The sequence below is a fragment of the Pseudolactococcus hodotermopsidis genome (assembly GCF_011170085.1).
In the GTDB taxonomy this organism is placed as follows: Bacteria; Bacillota; Bacilli; order Lactobacillales; family Streptococcaceae; genus Pseudolactococcus; species Pseudolactococcus hodotermopsidis.
In genome coordinates, this window is sequence record NZ_BLLI01000013.1 from 20,999 (window position 1) to 38,743 (window position 17,745).

A 17,745-nucleotide genomic window follows, 5' to 3' on the forward strand; every position below is an offset into this window, starting at 1 on the left:
TTGAGAAAAATAGGCGCATTGTATGCAGGAAATGCTTTTCATTATAAAACATTGAATGAACCAAAATTTGCACAGTTCATAGAAAAGATAATTTATTTGCCGGATTTGGCGGAGACTTCCTTGGCTGATTTGGCGGTGCTTTGGATTCCTTCTCAGTTACCGCTAGCTTTATTAGAAAAAAATAAAGAAAAAATTCGAGATTTTGCTGATAATGGTGGAACAGTTGCTGTTTTTGGTCCTCAACCGATTGACTTAGTCCCTAATTTAACTTGGCATGATGGGGTGACAAATTTTTGGTGGTGGACACAAGAGAATCCTGATAGCGGTTTGAAGATTGAGACACCTAGCTATCCGATTTTTAATTATTTGACTTTGGCAGATTGTACTTGGCATCAGCATGGTCATTTTGACTTACCAAAAGGAGCGGTTAGTTTGATTTCCAAAGATGATAGTGGTGTTATTTTTTATGTGGATAAGTTATCCAGTAAAGGAAATTGGGTTGTGACTTGTTTAGATCCTGACTACCATTATGGTGCTTACTTTATGCCTGCGACCGAGCGAATGCTTGAAGGCATGTTGTTATGGTTGGCTTATGGAGAGATTTAGATGACAGACAAACAAAAACCAGGCTATGTTTTTTTAACGGAAATTGGTAAAAAACGTCTGCGACCAGGCGGTATTGTGGCAACAAACTGGTTGTTTGAGCGAGGTAAATTTTCTAAGGATAAGAAAATTTTAGAAGTTGCTTGTCATCAAGGCGATACAGTGATGGAAATTGCTGAGAAATTTGGCAGTCAAGTTATCGGTATTGACCTTGATTCTGAAGCCATTAAGCGTGCTAATTTTGCTATCAATGAAAAAAATTTGACGAACTTGGCATCAACTCAAGTTGCTAATGCCTTAGATTTACCTTTTCCTGATAATTATTTTGATTGTATCATCAATGAAGCGATGCTGACAATGCTAGATGAAGATGAGAAACAACAAGCTTTGGCAGAATATTATCGTGTTTTGAAGTCTGGTGGTAAATTATTGACCCAAGATGTTTGTTTCAAGGTAAAAAATGAACAGACTAAAAATAAGTTACGACAAACAGTTAATATGCCAATTTCCCCCTTGTCAATTGGTGAGTGGCGTGCGCTTTTTGCTAAGACGGCTTTTAAACATGAATTTCAAGTTGGTAAGTGCTCTTTGCTTAGTTTTTCTGGTTTACTACGAGATGAGGGCATTAGTGGGACAGTTCGGATTCTGAAAAATGGTCTAAAAAAGGAAAATCGTGCGCAACTATTGAAGATGATTCGTTTTTTTCAACGACAGAATAACGTGTGCTATATTGTAAATCATATGGAAAAATGATAATATTAGAAAGGAATGTTAAAATGTTAAAAATTGCAATTTACGGTAAAGGTGGCATTGGCAAATCAACAACATCCTCAAATATATCAGCAGCATTATCTGAAATGGGACTTAGAGTGATGCAAATTGGTTGCGATCCAAAGGCCGATTCAACGACAAATCTTTGTGCTGGCAAGCCAGTGAACACTGTTTTAAATATGCTCCGTGAAAAAGGTGATGAGATTGCGTTAGCTGACATTGTAAAAGAAGGCTATAATGGTGTACTTTGTGTGGAGGCTGGTGGTCCGACACCAGGTATTGGGTGTGCAGGTCGAGGGATTATTACGGCGTTTGATAAATTAGAAGAACTTGGTGCTTATGAGATTTATCAGCCAGATGTTGTTTTGTATGATGTTCTTGGCGATGTTGTTTGCGGTGGCTTTGCTATGCCGATTCGTGGCGGTTATGCTGAGCATGTGTTTGTTGTTAGTTCAGGTGAAAAAATGGCAATTTATGCGGCAGCCAATATTGCCTTAGCAATCAAAAACTTTAAGGGGCGTGGCTATGCCAAAATGCAAGGCATTATTTTGAATGCAAGAAATGTTGCCAATGAAATTGAGCTGGTCAATGAGTTAGCACAAGAAATCGAAACCAAAGTGACGAGAGTTTTACCTCGAAGTGCAAGCGTACAAGAGGCAGAAGAAAAGGGACAGACAGTGATTGAGGCCTTACCAGATTCTGAGATGGCTGATGAGTACCGTGCCTTGGTTAAACAAATTATGGAGGTGTGTGAGTATGTGCCTGAGTCTTTGTGCCTTAAATAAGAAACCCTCATCAAGATTAGGCTATTCTTCCCCAGCGCATGGAGATTGGGGAATTGTTCGAGTTGGGATGTTGGTACCAGAAATTCATCAACTTTTTGTTTGTCCGTCGGCTTGTGGTCGTCACGGCGCAATAGGCGCTATTTTCCACGGTTATAAGGAGCGATTGTCTTATTTGTATTTGGATGAAGCTGATATTATTTCAGGTGGGTATGAAGAGGCTTTGCTTGAAAATATTGGCGAATTATTACGACTTTTACCAGTTCGCCCTAAAGGGGTATTAATTGTTGTCAGTTGTATTGATGACTTGATGGGGACAGATGTTGACAGCTTACTTGATGAGTTACGTGAGCAACAACCAGATATTGCTTTTAGTATGGGTCACATGAATCCAATTCAAAGTGATTCTAAATTACCACCAGCTGTCAATATTCAAAAAACAATTTATAGTTTTTTGACGTCACAAGATATGACAGAAAAAACAATTTTGTTGTCAGGTATTAATGTTAAAATTGACGAGAAATCAGAATTGTATGAAGTGCTTGGTAATGCTGGTTTTCAACTCAAGCATATCAGTGATTGCAAGACGTATCAAGCCTATCAAGAGTTAGCAAAATCGCAGCTCAATCTACTTCTATCTCCCCTTGGAAAAATGGCGGCAATAGATATGACACAACGATTAAAAATGCCTTATTTTCAATTTAATTTTAGTTTTTCGATAAAAGAAATATTAGAAAATTATAAGCGATTGTTCGACACACTTGGCATAGCCAAAGTAGATTTTTCAAAACAGGAGAAAAGTCTTAGTCATAAAATAAAGCAAGCGCGTGAGATAGTCGGGCAGCGAGAGATTGTCATTGATGATACGGCAACATTTAGACCTTTTGGTCTGGCACGTTTTTTGTATGAAAATGGCTTTAATGTCAAGGCAATTTGTCTTGATCAACTCAGAAAAATTGATCAGGAAGATTGTGACTGGATAAGTGATAATACTGAGATTCAACTTTATCTTCATAGTCAGTTTGATGCGCCACTCAAGCGTACAGAACAAGCTGAAATGCTTGCGATTGGCTTTGAAGCAGGCTATTATTTCACGTCAAATCATTTGGTTGAGCAACAATTAGACGAGGGCATGTTTGGGTTTCAGGGGATTGAAATTTTGCTTGATAAGATGATTCAAGCGAGTCTTAACACAAGCAGTCTTGAAATTGAAATTCATAGAGCAGGATTGGTGGTGTGAAATGAGTCAATTATGTGTCACATTGCCACCATTTGCACCAGATTATTCAGGTGTTTGTTCGGCTTTATTTGAATTGGGTGGTTTGATTGTCATCCATGATGCCTCGGGTTGTACGGGCAATTATACTGGTTACGACGAACCGCGTTGGTATAACTCAAAAAGTTTTGTTTATTGTTCAAGATTGCGTGAAATTGATGCGGTATTGGGCGATGATGAAAAATTAATCCAAAAAATAAAAGTAGCTGCAGAAGCCCTAAAACCAGAGTTTATTGCTATTTTAGGCTCACCTGTTCCTATGTTAATTGGGACAGATTTCACAGGCATTGCAATGGAAATCGAAGAACGCTTGGGGATACCGACCTTTGGCTTTGATACCACAGGACAATTGTTTTATCATCAAGGAATTAGTCTGGCGTTAGTCGCTTTGGCTAAAAAATATATCAAAGCACCTGAACAAAAAAAGAAACAACAGCTTAATATTTTAGGTGCTAGTCCGCTAGATTTTGGTATTAATGATAATATAACTCAGATTAAAAGTTTTTTTGTAGACAATAATTATGAAATCGGCGCTTGTTTTGCAATGGGAACAACAATTGATGACATAAAAAATGCCGCAACGGCAGCCTTAAATGTTGTGATAAGTCATTCAGGATTAGCACTTGCTAAATTAATGGCAAGAAAATATGACATTCCCTATATTTGTGGTATACCAATCGGAGCGGGGACGACGCTTCTTAGAAAAATGACAACTTTGGTGGCTGAACCACTTGAGCTTGATGTTGAGAAAGAAACGCTTATCATTCATGACCAAATCATTGCAAATTCAATTCGAGAAAGTTTAGCATGCCCTAAAAAAGTTGTTGTGGCATCTTGTTTTGATTTAGAACAGACTTTAAAAAGTGAGGGCGATTTTGTGATGAAGACAGAAAAAGAAATTATGACAGCTGTCAATGCCGGTTATAAAAGAGTAATTGGCGATCCATTAGTTTTAAGTTTGATTAAAGATGAGACTGTTGAAAAAATCGCCTTGCCTCATGAGGCGGTTTCAAGCAAAATTTATCGCAAAGATTATCCAATTTTTAGAAATTTTAAGTTATAAATTCTTTTGAAAAACTCTGTGATGCGCATAATGACGTATCACAGAGTTTTTTAGGCAATGGTGTATTGATTATTAGAAGAATTTCATAAAATTTTTGTAAAAAATATGATAGTTTATTACAAAAGTATTTTTCCAATGTGGTATAATTAAATAATGGAAAAGAATATGCAAAACGAACAGATTACTAAAATTTCAGTGTCGCTTGATGTGACACCTAAGCAAGTCAATACGGTGCTTGAGCTGACAGCCGATGGGAATACGATTCCCTTTATTGCGCGTTATCGTAAGGAGGTAACGCGCAATCTTGATGAGGTTGAAATCAAAAATATTGTTGATGAACATGAGAAGTTGATTAAACTTGATGAGCGTAAAACTGCGGTTTTGGCTAAAATCGAGGCGCTTGGCAAATTGTCGGATGAGTTGCGCAACAATATCTTGGCAGCTGAGAAATTGTCTGAAGTCGAAGAATTTTATCTGCCTTATAAGACGAAACGTCGCACGAAAGCTATGATTGCCAAGGAGCGTGGGCTTTTTGGTTTGGCTAAACTCATCATGCAAAATGGTGATGTGGCTGGAAAAGCTGCTGAATTTTTAAATGAAGAGGTACCAAGCGCTAACGATGCGATTGCGGGAGCGCTTGATATTTTAGCTGAGGCCATTTCCGAAGATGTCAAGATGCGGGCTTGGGTGTTGAACGAAATCAAGACAAATTCTCGTTTGGCAACCGTTGAAAAAGATGCCAGTCTTGATGAGAAAAGTGTTTTTCAGATTTATTATGATTTTTCGGATCAAATTTCTGAGATGCCGAATTATCGTGTGCTTGCGGTCAATCGTGGCGAGAAACTCGGCATTTTGAGCGTTAAATTTGACAATAATTTTGACAAAATGGTGTTGATGTTTGAAAATCGCTACAATGCCAAACATAATCCTTATCTGAAAACAGCGATTAATGAGGCGCTGAAATCAAAAATTGTGCCTGCTATGGAACGCAATGTTCGGGCAGAACTCAAAGAACGTGCCGAAGATGGTGCGATTGAGACTTTTGGCAAAAATCTGCGGAATCTCTTGTTGGTTGCGCCATTGAAAGGCAAAGTTGTGCTTGGCTTTGACCCTGCTTTCAGAACGGGTGCGAAAATTGCCATTGTTGATAAGACAGGCAAGATGTTGATGACGACTGTTATCTATCCTGTTAAACCTGCCTCATTGTCACAGATTGAACAAGCTAAGAAAGATTTAGCGAAACTTATCACAGATTATGAAGTTGAGATGATTGCGATTGGCAATGGCACAGCCTCGCGTGAGAGTGAGCAATTTGTCGCTGACGTGATTAAGGCGAACAATTTGTCGGCAAAATACGTTATCGTCTCTGAAAGTGGGGCGTCCGTTTACTCGGCAAGTCCATTGGCGCGGGAAGAGTTTCCTGATTTGACAGTTGAGAAACGTTCGGCGATTTCGATTGCGCGGCGTTTGCAAGATCCGCTTGCAGAACTTGTCAAAATTGAACCCAAAGCGATTGGTGTTGGGCAATATCAGCATGATGTGTCTGAGAAAAAGTTGACGGATAATCTTGATTTTGTTGTCGAAACGGTGGTCAATCAAGTCGGTGTCAATGTCAACACGGCAAGCAGCAGTTTGCTTTCCCATGTTGCGGGCTTGAATGCGACCATTGCCAAAAATATCGTGGCGTATCGTGAGGAAAATGGTGTGATTAAATCGCGCGCAGAAATCACGAAAGTGCCACGTCTTGGTGCTAAGGCGTTTGAACAGGCGGCTGGTTTCTTGCGCATTCCAAATAGTGACAATATCCTAGATAATACAGGCGTTCATCCAGAATCTTACAAAGTTGTGGCTGATTTGTTTGCGGCGTTTGGCATTTCTGAGCTGGATGAGGCGGCGCGTGTGAAACTTGAAAAAGCTGATTTGCCGAAATTGGCTGAAAAACTGGCGGTTGGTAAGGAAACATTGCAAGATATTATTTCTGATTTGCTCAAACCTGGTCGTGATTTGCGGGATGATTTTGATGCACCGATTTTGCGGTCGGATGTCTTGTCAGTCAAGGATTTACGTGTTGGTCAAAAACTGGAAGGTGTGGTCAGAAATGTTGTTGATTTTGGCGCATTTGTGGATATTGGTATTAAAGAAGATGGGCTGGTTCACATTTCTCGGATGTCGAAAAATTTTGTTAGAGATGCCTCAAAAGTCGTTGCTGTTGGTCAGATTGTGACGGTTTGGGTTTATCAAATTGACCAAAGTCGTGGCAGCAAGGTCGGCTTGTCGATGGTTGCGCCGAAAGATTTACCAGAAAATGATGACAAGTAAAGATGACCAACTCTTAGCCTTTGTCAAATGGGTGTCAGAAACTGATTTTGGTCAACCTTTTGAGCATGAGGTGCGATTTAACGGGCGTTTGCGCTCAACAGGTGGGAGATTTTTCCCGAAAGATTTGCATTTGGATTTTAATGAAAAAATGTATGACCAATTTTCTGAAGACGTTTTTCGGCAGATTGTGCAACATGAATTGGTACATTATCATCTGTATCGTGCGGGACGTGGCTATAAGCATGCGGATTCTGACTTTAAAAATCTATTGGCACAGGTTGGTGGTTTGCGGTTTGCACCGACATTGCCTGATAGTCAGCACTTGACTTATGTGTGTCAGACTTGTGGTCAGATTTATCTGCGCCGTCGAAAGTTGGCTGTTGACAACTATCGTTGTGGCAATTGTCATGGGAAATTAGCATTAGAGAGAAATCATTGTGAAAAAATCTGAGCAGAAAAAGTTACTTAAAACAGGTAGGAAATTTTACAAGAAGCTGACTAGAAGGCAACAGTTAGTTGTTGCAGTTGTTGTTTTGATTGGCTTGGCGGTTTATTTTCTGCCTAGTCAGTTTGGCGATTTGAAATCGTTTTCTAATCAGAATAGTCAGGCTAATTCTGATTTTCTTAAACTTAAATGGGCTGGTTCAGATGATTATTTTACTGAGGTTAATGGTGGTAGGGCAACTTTTACGCAAGAAGAGTTGCGTCAGGATTCTGAGGAAGATTACTGGCTGACATTTTCAGCGCTAGATGCTTTAGATAGAGCGCAGCAAGCCAATGCTCGTCTGAGTTATGATCAATATATGGCAGTTAAAACCATGAAGCGACCGCGTATCCCGAACGATCCAATCGGTTGGTATCACGATGGCAAGTCCAATAATCAGGAGATTTATTTTGGTAATGGCTTGGTTACGTTATATAATCGTAGTCATTTGGTGGCGTGGATGTTTTCGGGCGATGCAGGTAGCAAGGAGAATCTGGTAACAGGGACACGAGCGATGAACTCGCCTGGTATGCAGGAATTTGAGACGGCTATTTCAGATGTTTTGTACTATGAGCGGCTGCATGTGCGTTATCAGGTAACGCCGATTTATGAGGGGGCTGAACTTTTACCACGTGGGGTACATTTAATGGCAAAGTCGATTGAAGATGATGGTAAGGCTTGTGATTTCAATGTTTATGTGTTTAATGTGCAGCCAAATTATACGATTGATTATGCAACTGGAGTTGGGACTTTTAAGGGTTAGATATTTTTAGGTTGAAAGAATTGATAAAAATAATGATACTGAAAGCGGTGCGCGTAGCGCAAACTTACGTAGAAAAATAGGAAATTGACGGTTCTGCGCTGGCGCAGGTTCTGCAAGTTATCTTTTTTCTACGTAAGTTAGCTTGAAGTTCAAATAAGGAGTAAAAAGTGAAAACTTCAATTCAAGAAATTAAGCAAATACCAAAAATTGAGCTACATTGTCATCTTGACGGCTCAATTTCGATGAAGATGATTCGCACTTTGGCGAAAAATGCTGGGATTAAAATTCCTTTGTTAGATACTGAATTGCAAAAAAGATTGACAGCACCGACAGAGGGGCATGATTTGAGGAGTTATCTCAAGCCTTTTGACTTTGTTTTGCCCTTGCTTCAAACGGAGCAGAATCTTGCGCTTGCAGCTTATGATGTGATTGAGCAGTGTGTGGCAGATGCGATTCGCTATATTGAGATTCGTTTTGCGCCAACTCAGCATTTGGCGGGTGGGCTTACGATGATACAGGCTGTTCAGGCTGTGGGGCGTGGTTTGGAAGCGGGTAAAATTCACTATGGTATTCAGTCAAACCTGATTTTATCAGGGATGCGCAATGAGCCAGTTGCTTCTGTTATGCAGTTGGTTGATGGCATTGTTGATGGGACTTTGACAAATGTTGCTGGTTTTGATTTGGCTGGGGAAGAAGTTGCTGGCTTTGTCAGTAAATTTGCGCCTGTTTTGGAGAAAGTCAAGGCAAACAACATTCCCTTGACTTTACATGCGGGAGAATGTGGCTGTGCGCAAAATGTACTAGACTCAGTTGCTGCTGGTGCAAGTCGGATTGGTCATGGTGTTGCTATCAATGCGCACCCAGAAACTTGGGCAACGCTTGCTGAAAATAAAACGACTTTTGAATTGGCACCGACCTCTAATTTTCAGACTGGGGCTGTTGATAAGCTAGAAAATTATCCCTTTAAGAAATTGTTTGATGCGGGTGTTAGAGTGACGATTAACACGGATAATCGAACGGTTTCAGGCACAACGCTCAATGATGAATATCTCAAACTTGCCGAATGGTATGATTTTAATGAAATTGATTTTCGGCAAATGAATAACTATGCTTTTGAAGCAAGTTTTATGTCAGATGAGTTGCGAACGGCTTTGGGCAAGGAATTTGGTGCGGTTGTCAAGGCTGAAATGCCGACTTTGGAGATTGAAGAGAGGATTGACAGGTTGGATGCGGTTTTGGCTCAGAAAGTTCTGGAAGCTAAAAAGGAAGTTTTCAATCGTGCAAAATTGACACGGAAAATTCACTTTATTCGCGCAGAAGGTAAGTCAATGAGTGTTTATCTGACCAAGTATTTGATTAGCTCAATCGTCAAATTTATTGTTTTTGGTGCAGCAGCGGGTGTGGTTATTATCAATTTTGCGCTGATGATTTTTGGTTCGATTAAAGGGCCCTTGGGGGAGAAAACTTTTGCTAAGTTGATGGCGAAAAACCCGATAAGTGGTTTTATCAAAGGGCTTTCTAATCATGAAACGCGTTTGCTTGGTATGGTTGGTTTAGTTATTGTTGGGATTGTTTTAGCTTTTGCGCTTATCAAACTTTTTAAAATGTCCTTTAAAATTAATGCAACGGATGATTATTTGGTTAAATATTCTTTCCACAAGCGGACAGCTTTTGCAGCAGAAGTCAGAGCTTTGCTTGAAAAACAGGATTATTATGATTTAAAAGCCAATAGAGAGGCGTTACAAAAAAAGTTAGAACCAGTGGACAAAGCTTTTCAAACGGGGGGAAGTTTTGAAAGTCAGGATTGACTACTGATATTCTTTTGAAGATTATTTCTTTTTTGATACAATAAAATGTGGGGACGTTTTCAGAATGGTTAGTATTTTTTATAGCTTATAAAATACTATAATTTTCAATAAAAAGCATAAGGAATGTTTGAAGAAGAAGAGGAGAAAATGATAAATAACATTGATAAGTTTGAATACTATCGCCAGGAAAAAAAGATTAAGATAAGAGAAATTGTTGATAAAGGTATTTCTCGCTCAAGGTATCATCGTTTAACGACAGGCAATGCTAAATTAACGCCAGAAGATGCTGTGATTTTGACCCAGATATTGAATTTGACACCTTATGAGATTTATTCGTCTGAATATTTGAAACTAGATTGGTTTGATATGTCACATCAAGCATCGCCTTATGAGACTTATGATATTATCAGCGTTCATGTGCAGATTTTGTCAGCTTACCAGTTTGTGGGGAATTATCCAAGTGCTTACAAGGAAGTTTTCAATACTTTTCGGACTAATCACTATATCAAGGAATTTTTTCCCTTGACGATTTTACTGATGAAAATCTTGGAAGATGAGATTGCAGGTACAGATGTTTCAGATTTGCTTGATGAACTCTATCAGCAGTTAATGAAGCGAGATTTATGGACGAGTTATGAAGTTATGGTTATTTTTTCGCTTGCGGAGGTCAAATCTTTCAAGGAAATTAACTTGCTTGACAATTTGTATGATGTCCTAGATGATCGCTCGATTATTGAATACGATGATAACTATATGATTAGCATTATCACGATTTTTCGTTATTCTTTGTTTGCTAAAAGTCTTGCATTGCGTGATGTCGCACGGATTAAGAGATTTTATACGAAAATACAAGCATCGCGACATAATATTTTGACTTTGCAGGTATCGGTAATTCAGCGTTTGTCTGAGATTATTTACATGGAGCTAACTGGTGAGTATGCCAAAGCTGCCGTCAATCTCCAAAAGTTGTTGCTTGTTTCGGAGTTCGTCATTGAAAATAACAAGGTTCTTGGTAATCGTGATAAACTTTATGCAGAAGATGATTATGACCTTAGTCATGAAGAAATTGCTAAATGGCGTGAAGAACTCGGTGTGTCGCAAGATTATGATTTACTTACTTAATAAAAAGATTATATTTATAAAATAAAAACAAAACGACTAAAGGTTGAAAAAATTTTATAATTCAAATTTCTTCGCTGTTGTGACTCGAAAGAGTTATGATTGCGTTTTTTTTGTGTTCTTGTGATTAAAGACTAGCGTTAAGAATAATGTCTCAAAATCAAACATTTTTGCGTTTCTAAAAAAATAACTGATAAAATTGATTGCATCAAGTTTATTGAAAAATTATCAAAAAAAGTGTCCCAAAATCGAACACTTTTTAACTTTTTGAAAAATATTTGATAAAATATTCTTATAATGAATGAATAATATGGCAGATTTATAAGGTAAAAAGAAGAGGAATGTGATGATAAAAGCGTTTAAATTTAATCGTATTTCGTGGGGGAAGCGAAATAAAGGGGTTAGTTTGCTTTCAGGGAGGCATAATAAGGGACTTGCTTTTGGCGTTACTGGTAAACATACACCATTAGAAAAAGTATCACTTGGGCGGTATGAGCGTGTTTATAAGTTGAATCGGTTGACGAAAGAGTTGAAAAAAACGCATTACCGTTCATGGAAATCTGGTAAGCAATGGTTTTATGCGAGTTCGGCTTTGGCGATTGTTGCAACAGCAGCAACGGTTGTGCATGGTAGCGGTTTATCAGCGCGTATTAGCAAAAAAATGGTTAGTTTTGCAAAAGGTATAACAACTTCTGAGTTGGCAAGTGCTGAACCATTGGCTGGTGAAATTCTTTTACCAGATTCAAATGTCTCTTGGATGAATTTTACAGTAGAACCAGATATTGCAAATGATTTCAGGCATAATGTTTCAGAGTCATATGACTATACTTATGCTTTAGGTGGCGCTTTTGAATGGCGTGGTAATACGCTTGTGACTGGTACAAAAGGTAGTATTGTTGCAGGTTTTAACCAAGCAATTGATAGTGAACAAGACTTTAGTTTTTCAACGAATGTCAATGCACAAAATGCAGAAATGCCAGCTGCAGGTTTTTTTGTGTCAAATGTACATCCGTCAAATCTTGGCAATGAATTAGGGAAAGAAGATGGTAATGGGGAAGGCTCAGCAGGGTCCTTGGCGGATGGCGATGCACCAGGGAAATACATGTATTTTGTTGGTCTTCACAATGAGGGTGCTTATGTTGCTATTCTATCAAGTGGTGCGCTTTCTATCAAAATGGACGGTGGTACAAGTGGTCGTTATGCTGACCAAAACTATACAGATATAGCTGCTAATGCTTTTACAGATGTTACAATATCAGGTGACTATAATCATACGACACATATTTTGACGATGAAATATCAGATTAACCAAAATCGAGTTAATCGTGTTAATCCGAATGTTTATACAGGTGGTATAGGTTCTGACCGTGGCAATTGCCAGACAGTTAGGTATAAAATTCCAGAAAATTCAGCGGTTTATCTTGGCTATGTAGGAGATGGAGATGGTGGTTTGGGACGTCGAAATTCTGCGAATATTACGCTTGAATCTTTGTCTGGTTCTTATTTGAAAACAGTTGCAACTGTTAAGTTTGAAGATGATGCTGGTAATAAACTCGCTAATAATGCAACAGTTATAATTCCTCGTGGTGCTAAGATGGCTGTTGGTAATGAAGATGAAAATGCTGGTGTTTACTATAATGCACCAGATTTAGGGTTATCAGGTTACCATTATGATAAAATTTTGAATCCATCTAAAACGGTTTTTGATATAGATCCAAACTTGTCTGTCAAATGGCAACGTGATTTGCAACAATTTAAAAATTTCCAAATTAATCAAACAACTGAAAATACTGTTGTAGAGGGGAATTTAACGGATACAGTTACCAAGGCGGTATCTGCGCAAGTGCAAACAGTTGCAGCTGGCTACTATTTTACGGGTCAACAAATAGGAACAGGTATTTCAAATGCTGTCTATCAGTCTGATGGGTCAAGCGTTAATTTTAACTTTACAGCTGACAATACGTCAAATGGTTTTGGTTTGCTTGATAGTGTGCCACAAGAAAATAAATTCTATGTTTTGCCGTCTGTTCAAAAGCGTATTTTGACGATTACGAAACCTGATGGCGCTGTTGTGACTAGAACACAAACATCAACAACAGGGATTGATTTTCCAACACTTGGTGGTGAGTTTGTGATTCCTGGTTATCGTGCTAGGATTGATGGCGTACCGGTTGCGGATAATCAGATTAATTTAGGTATTCCTAGTGAGCCAACAGATACTACTAATAACTTGAAATCAACAGATGATAGTGTGCCACAAGTTCATAATATTACATACGTTGGTGAAATGCAGAAAGCTAGAATCATTTACAAAGACATGACGGCTGGTGGGACGATTTTACTGACTGATACACCTCAGGATGGCGGGAGTGGCTCGGTTATTAATTACACGACGGCTGATAAACTTGCCAATTTTGAGACTCAGGGTTTAACGGTTAGCGCTAATTCTTTCGTGGATGGTGTGACGACCTTTGATACGGATGGCACGATTGTGCAAGAGTTTATCGTTGAGCTGGTTCACAAATCTCAAATTGTGACGGAGACGAAACGTCTTTTTCATGAGGTAATCTATAGGTATGCTGATGATGATCATTTTTCATCAGCAGAACTCTTGCCAGATAACTATACCATGACAGCTGAGGTTACTTATACTTATTATCGGGATATGACGAAAATACTGGGAAGTTCAGATGAGAAAATCACGGCAAATTTTGCTGATTATGCGGGTAATCCTAAGGCACCAGAATATACGTTAGATAGTGCTGCTATTGGTAATGGTGTAACAGTTGATGCAGTTGGTAATGTGACATTCCCAGCCCCTGATGTTATAATAGTCCCTAAGTACAAGGTTGAGCAGGCGGAAACAATTGCTAATACTAATAACAAAATAAATTTTAATGATGTTTCAAATAATGATAAGACGACGAGTGTTGTGACTTATCATGAGGACTGGGTTTCTGATTCGTTGTGGGATTCTGATTCTACTTTTGACAGTGATTCATTGGAAGACAGCGATTCATTGGAAGACAGTGACTTATTGGAAGACAGTGATTCTAAAGATGATGATATTGACGGCGACGGTATTCCAAATGATAAGGATAAAACACCTGATGGCGCGACTGATTCTAAGGATAATGGTTACCATGATGGCAATTTGACGACACCAATTAAAGGGCCAACAGATGTTGATGGCGATGGCATTCCGAATCAACAAGATCCTGACATTGATGGCGACGGTGTACCGAATGCAATAGACGATGATATTGATGGCGATGGCATTCTCAATGACTTTGATAAGACACCAAATGGCGATCAATCAGGGACGGCTATTCCTGATAATACATATGAAAATGGCGATAGGACTAAACCAATTGCTAATCCTTACGATGTAGATGGTGACGGTATTCCTAATAGTAAGGACGATGACATTGACGGTGACGGCATACCAAATGAGCGTGATGCTGATATTGATGGCGATGGTATTCCAAATGAAACGGATCCAACACCTAATGGGGCACCTGACCCAGTCATTCCAGAGGTTTTGCCAAATACAGATACGTTGGAAGAAATCGTTGAGAATTTACCTGCTCTCGGTGGCTTACTTGCGGGTATTGGCGTGACAACATTTTTGGCTAAAAAGCGAGATATTCTTGTGACGATAACGGCTACTGGTTGCATTAAGCGAACAACAGCAAGTTATCTGACAAGAGATGAGTATCTTACATTTAAATCTAATAAATCTATTATCTTTTCTGAAAAAGCCTGTCGCACGGATAGCCTCATGATTTTCACAAATCTCGGTCATGTGATTTACAGATCAGTTACTGAGTTGAAAAATCTTCCTCTTGTTGATGAAAATGATTCTGGTAATCATATCAGCGAGCTTGTTTCTAATGTCGTTGCTGATGAAAAAGTTATCTTTGCGAAAATCTTTGACAAACTAGATGAGAAAAACAAAATTGCCATTGCGACTAAAAATGGTTTTGTTAAACAGGTCAAACTTTTAGAATTAGCACCAGAAAAGGCGTATCGGCAAGTTAGCCAAGTCTACAATCTCTTACTTGATGACGACGAAGTTATTTTTGTCAATGATGTTTCAAAAGATACGCTCCTTTTTACCACAGAAGCTGGGCAAGCAGTAGTTTTTAAAGCCTGTGATATGCCTCTCAAGTTATCCACTGAATTAGGTATTAGAATGCCAGATTTAGGCGAAAGTGATAAATTGTCACATTGTTATAATTGAGACAAGTCTATGACAAAAAACTTGGGTTCATGAAGCCCAAGTAAAACTAAATTTCATGAATAGTTACACATCATTCATCTGTGTATTTCCCTCAAATACACAGAAAAAAGGTGGTCTCCCCCTCATTTTAAGAGACCGCCTTTTTGATGTTTATTTTTGGAATAAGTGATGCTATCAAAAAAAGCTTGCCCCAATTTTGGTGTCAAGCTTTTTACTTATTTATTTCTTATCAGGTGTTAAAATCATGGGAATAATAATCGGATTTCGCTCTAATTCACGATAGAAGAATGGTTTGATTGCCTCGGTCATGGCGCGAGAAACGCTAGCCTCGTTAGCATTTTCATCATTCATCGCCTTACGAATCGCATTAAACAAGACACGTTGACCCGAACGAATCAAATCGCCAGATTCACGCATGTAGATAAAACCACGGCTCAGCATATCTGGACCAGCCAAAATCATCTTTTTCTTGAAATCAACAGTCGCAACGGCTAGAACAACACCGTCCTCAGACAATTCATGTCGATCACGCAAAACAGCGTTACCAATATCGCCAATGCCATTGCCGTCAACATAAGTATCTTGTGCATTGAAATGACCAGCAGGACGTGCCGAATTAGCCGTCAATGCAAGAACATCTCCATTTTCAAAAATGAAACAGTTTTCCTTTGGCACGCCAGTGTCTTGGGCGAGACCTGCATGAATTTTTAGCATGCGATACTCGCCATGAACAGGCATGAAATACTTAGGCTTAATCAAGCGCAACATCAGTTTTTGCTCTTGCTGACCGCCGTGACCAGAGGTATGGATATTGTTCATCTTGCCGTAAACAACTTTAGCACCAGCCTCGGAAATTCTGTTAATCAGCTGATTAACACCATGCGTATTACCAGGAATGGCATTAGACGAAAAGACAACAGTGTCGCCCATTTGCAAGGTCACAAAACGGTGCATGCCGTTTGCAATGCGTGAGAGTGCAGCCATTGGCTCGCCTTGCGAACCTGTACACATAATCAACAGTTCATGAGGCAGATATTGGTTGACCTCGCCAGGCTCAATAAACGAGCCTTTTGGTGCTTTGATATAGCCAAGCTCGATCCCATTAACAATAGCTTTCTCCATTGACCGCCCAAAAACAACGATTTTACGCCCAGTCTTGACCGCCCCCTCAACCGCTTGTTGCAGACGGAAAATGTTTGAGGCAAATGAGGCGAAAATAATCCGACCGTCAATCCGTTCAAATATCTTCTGGATTGACGCACCAACAACTTTTTCAGAATGAGAGAAAGTTGGAATCTCAGCATTTGTTGAATCGGAAAGGAGCAAAAGAACGCCCTCGTCCCCAAGCGCAGCCATGCGGTGCAAATCAGCAGGCTCGCCAACGGGTGTGAAGTCAAACTTGAAATCACCGGTTGCAACAATCTTTCCTTGTGGCGTGTCAATGACCATGGCAATTGGTTCAGGAATTGAATGCGTTGTGCGGAAAAATGACAGGCTCAAATGTTTGAACTTGATGGTATCATCGGGATGAATTTCAAAGAGTTTGGCATCACGCAACAAACCATGTTCTTCGAGTTTGCCACGAATCAGCGCAAGCGACAATGGCCCAGCATAAATCGGCAGATTGGCTTGCTTGAGCAAAAATGGAATCCCACCAATGTGATCCTCGTGACCATGTGTGATGAAAACGCCCTTAATCCGATCTTGATTTTCAACAATATAGCTGTAATCTGGGATAACGTAGTCCACGCCGAGCAAGTCGTCCTCGGGGAATTTGATACCCGCATCAACGATGATAATCTCATCTTGATACTCAATACCGTAAGTGTTTTTCCCGATTTCACCTAGTCCGCCAATGGCGAAAACCGCGACTTCATCGGGTTTGATTTTTAAATTTGTGTAACTGTTATCAGTCATAAGTCTCTTTTCTATTTGTATTTTGGGTATGATTAAAAAACTTGTGACAAATCTCACAAGTTGTAAGGGTCATTAAAATGTTGTAATGGCAAAGCTCGCAGATTCTTTTTCATATTCTGCTTGTTCATCACTAATGGCGTCAATAAATTCGACATGATAGTCAGTGTTGTTGCGCATCACATCGCGAGCTTGAATGACACCGTTACGAGTACGAACAATCATTTTTTCAGCATCCGTTAGATTATCGTCAGTAACTTCAGGCACATCGAGGTTTAAAAAGAGCGAGTGTGTTGTTTCACGTTTAGGGCTACGTTTTTTTGTTTCTTGATAAAAGACTTTGAAAAGCATGTTTTTTTCTCCAGTTTATTGTTTATTTTTACAGGTGCACCTAAAAATTAGGTCGCATTATTGCAATTATCTCTATTTTATCATAAAATGGTAGTAGTTGCAATGTAATCTACTAAAACGGCCACGGTCGTTTCATAAATTTAATTTATCAAACAACATCACAAATTTCCAATAACAGCACACAAAACACGCTCATTTAACAAGCACTGTAAAAGATTTTGTTTCACACTTTTCTTCTTGTTTTTCTTT

At 39.2% G+C, this 17,745-nt stretch carries 13 protein-coding genes; 11 read left to right on the forward strand and 2 right to left on the reverse strand.

Going from position 1 to position 17,745, the window contains the following annotated elements:
* The 11 genes from Hs30E_RS03475 (at position 1) to Hs30E_RS03525 (ending at position 15,231) form a co-directional block, all read left to right on the forward strand.
* Entirely contained in the window at positions 1 to 606 is a 606-nt protein-coding gene (locus Hs30E_RS03475) for a hypothetical protein (protein ID WP_172207977.1), read from the forward strand.
* Positions 607 to 1,356 carry a class I SAM-dependent methyltransferase gene (locus tag Hs30E_RS03480; RefSeq protein WP_172207978.1) on the forward strand — a complete coding sequence of 250 codons (750 nt, stop codon included), beginning with the start codon at positions 607 to 609 and terminating at the stop codon, positions 1,354 to 1,356.
* A gap of 23 nt (positions 1,357 to 1,379) precedes the next feature.
* Complete coding sequence (locus tag Hs30E_RS03485) at positions 1,380 to 2,159, forward strand: nucleotide-binding protein (RefSeq protein WP_172207979.1); 780 nt, start codon at positions 1,380 to 1,382, stop codon at positions 2,157 to 2,159.
* The gene (locus tag Hs30E_RS03490; protein ID WP_172207980.1) at positions 2,131 to 3,396 is read left to right on the forward strand and encodes a nitrogenase component 1; all 1,266 of its coding nucleotides are present in this window, start codon (positions 2,131 to 2,133) and stop codon (positions 3,394 to 3,396) included. The genes Hs30E_RS03485 and Hs30E_RS03490 overlap by 29 nt, the downstream gene beginning before the upstream one ends.
* On the forward strand, positions 3,359 to 4,495 hold the full coding sequence (locus Hs30E_RS03495) for a nitrogenase component 1 (RefSeq protein ID WP_172207981.1): 1,137 nt from the start codon (positions 3,359 to 3,361) through the stop codon (positions 4,493 to 4,495). The genes Hs30E_RS03490 and Hs30E_RS03495 overlap by 38 nt, the downstream gene beginning before the upstream one ends.
* A 165-nt stretch (positions 4,496 to 4,660) precedes the next feature.
* On the forward strand, positions 4,661 to 6,814 hold the full coding sequence (locus Hs30E_RS03500; RefSeq protein WP_172207991.1) for a Tex family protein: 2,154 nt from the start codon (positions 4,661 to 4,663) through the stop codon (positions 6,812 to 6,814).
* Entirely contained in the window at positions 6,804 to 7,265 is a 462-nt protein-coding gene (locus Hs30E_RS03505; RefSeq protein WP_172207982.1) for a SprT family protein, read from the forward strand. Before Hs30E_RS03500 ends, Hs30E_RS03505 begins: the two co-directional genes overlap by 11 nt.
* Complete coding sequence (locus tag Hs30E_RS03510; protein WP_172207983.1) at positions 7,252 to 8,061, forward strand: DNA/RNA non-specific endonuclease; 810 nt, start codon at positions 7,252 to 7,254, stop codon at positions 8,059 to 8,061. The genes Hs30E_RS03505 and Hs30E_RS03510 overlap by 14 nt, the downstream gene beginning before the upstream one ends.
* A 167-nt stretch (positions 8,062 to 8,228) precedes the next feature.
* On the forward strand, positions 8,229 to 9,869 hold the full coding sequence (gene add, locus Hs30E_RS03515; protein ID WP_172207984.1) for an adenosine deaminase: 1,641 nt from the start codon (positions 8,229 to 8,231) through the stop codon (positions 9,867 to 9,869).
* Positions 9,870 to 10,016: 147 nt separating this feature from the next.
* Complete coding sequence (locus Hs30E_RS03520) at positions 10,017 to 10,991, forward strand: helix-turn-helix transcriptional regulator (protein WP_172207985.1); 975 nt, start codon at positions 10,017 to 10,019, stop codon at positions 10,989 to 10,991.
* Between the two features lie 343 nt (positions 10,992 to 11,334).
* Positions 11,335 to 15,231, forward strand: coding sequence for a mucin-binding protein (locus Hs30E_RS03525; RefSeq protein ID WP_172207986.1), 3,897 nt, complete (start codon positions 11,335 to 11,337; stop codon positions 15,229 to 15,231).
* A gap of 219 nt (positions 15,232 to 15,450) precedes the next feature.
* Here the strand turns inward: Hs30E_RS03525 and rnjA are convergent, their stop codons facing one another.
* Together rnjA and Hs30E_RS03535 are read right to left on the reverse strand one after the other, a co-directional pair.
* Positions 15,451 to 17,148 carry a ribonuclease J1 gene (gene rnjA / locus Hs30E_RS03530; RefSeq protein ID WP_172207988.1) on the reverse strand — a complete coding sequence of 566 codons (1,698 nt, stop codon included), beginning with the start codon at positions 17,146 to 17,148 and terminating at the stop codon, positions 15,451 to 15,453.
* Between the two features lie 72 nt (positions 17,149 to 17,220).
* Positions 17,221 to 17,496: an RNA polymerase epsilon subunit gene (locus Hs30E_RS03535; RefSeq protein WP_172207990.1), complete on the reverse strand. Its 276-nt coding sequence runs from the start codon at positions 17,494 to 17,496 to the stop codon at positions 17,221 to 17,223.
* Positions 17,497 to 17,745: the final 249 nt, after the last annotated feature.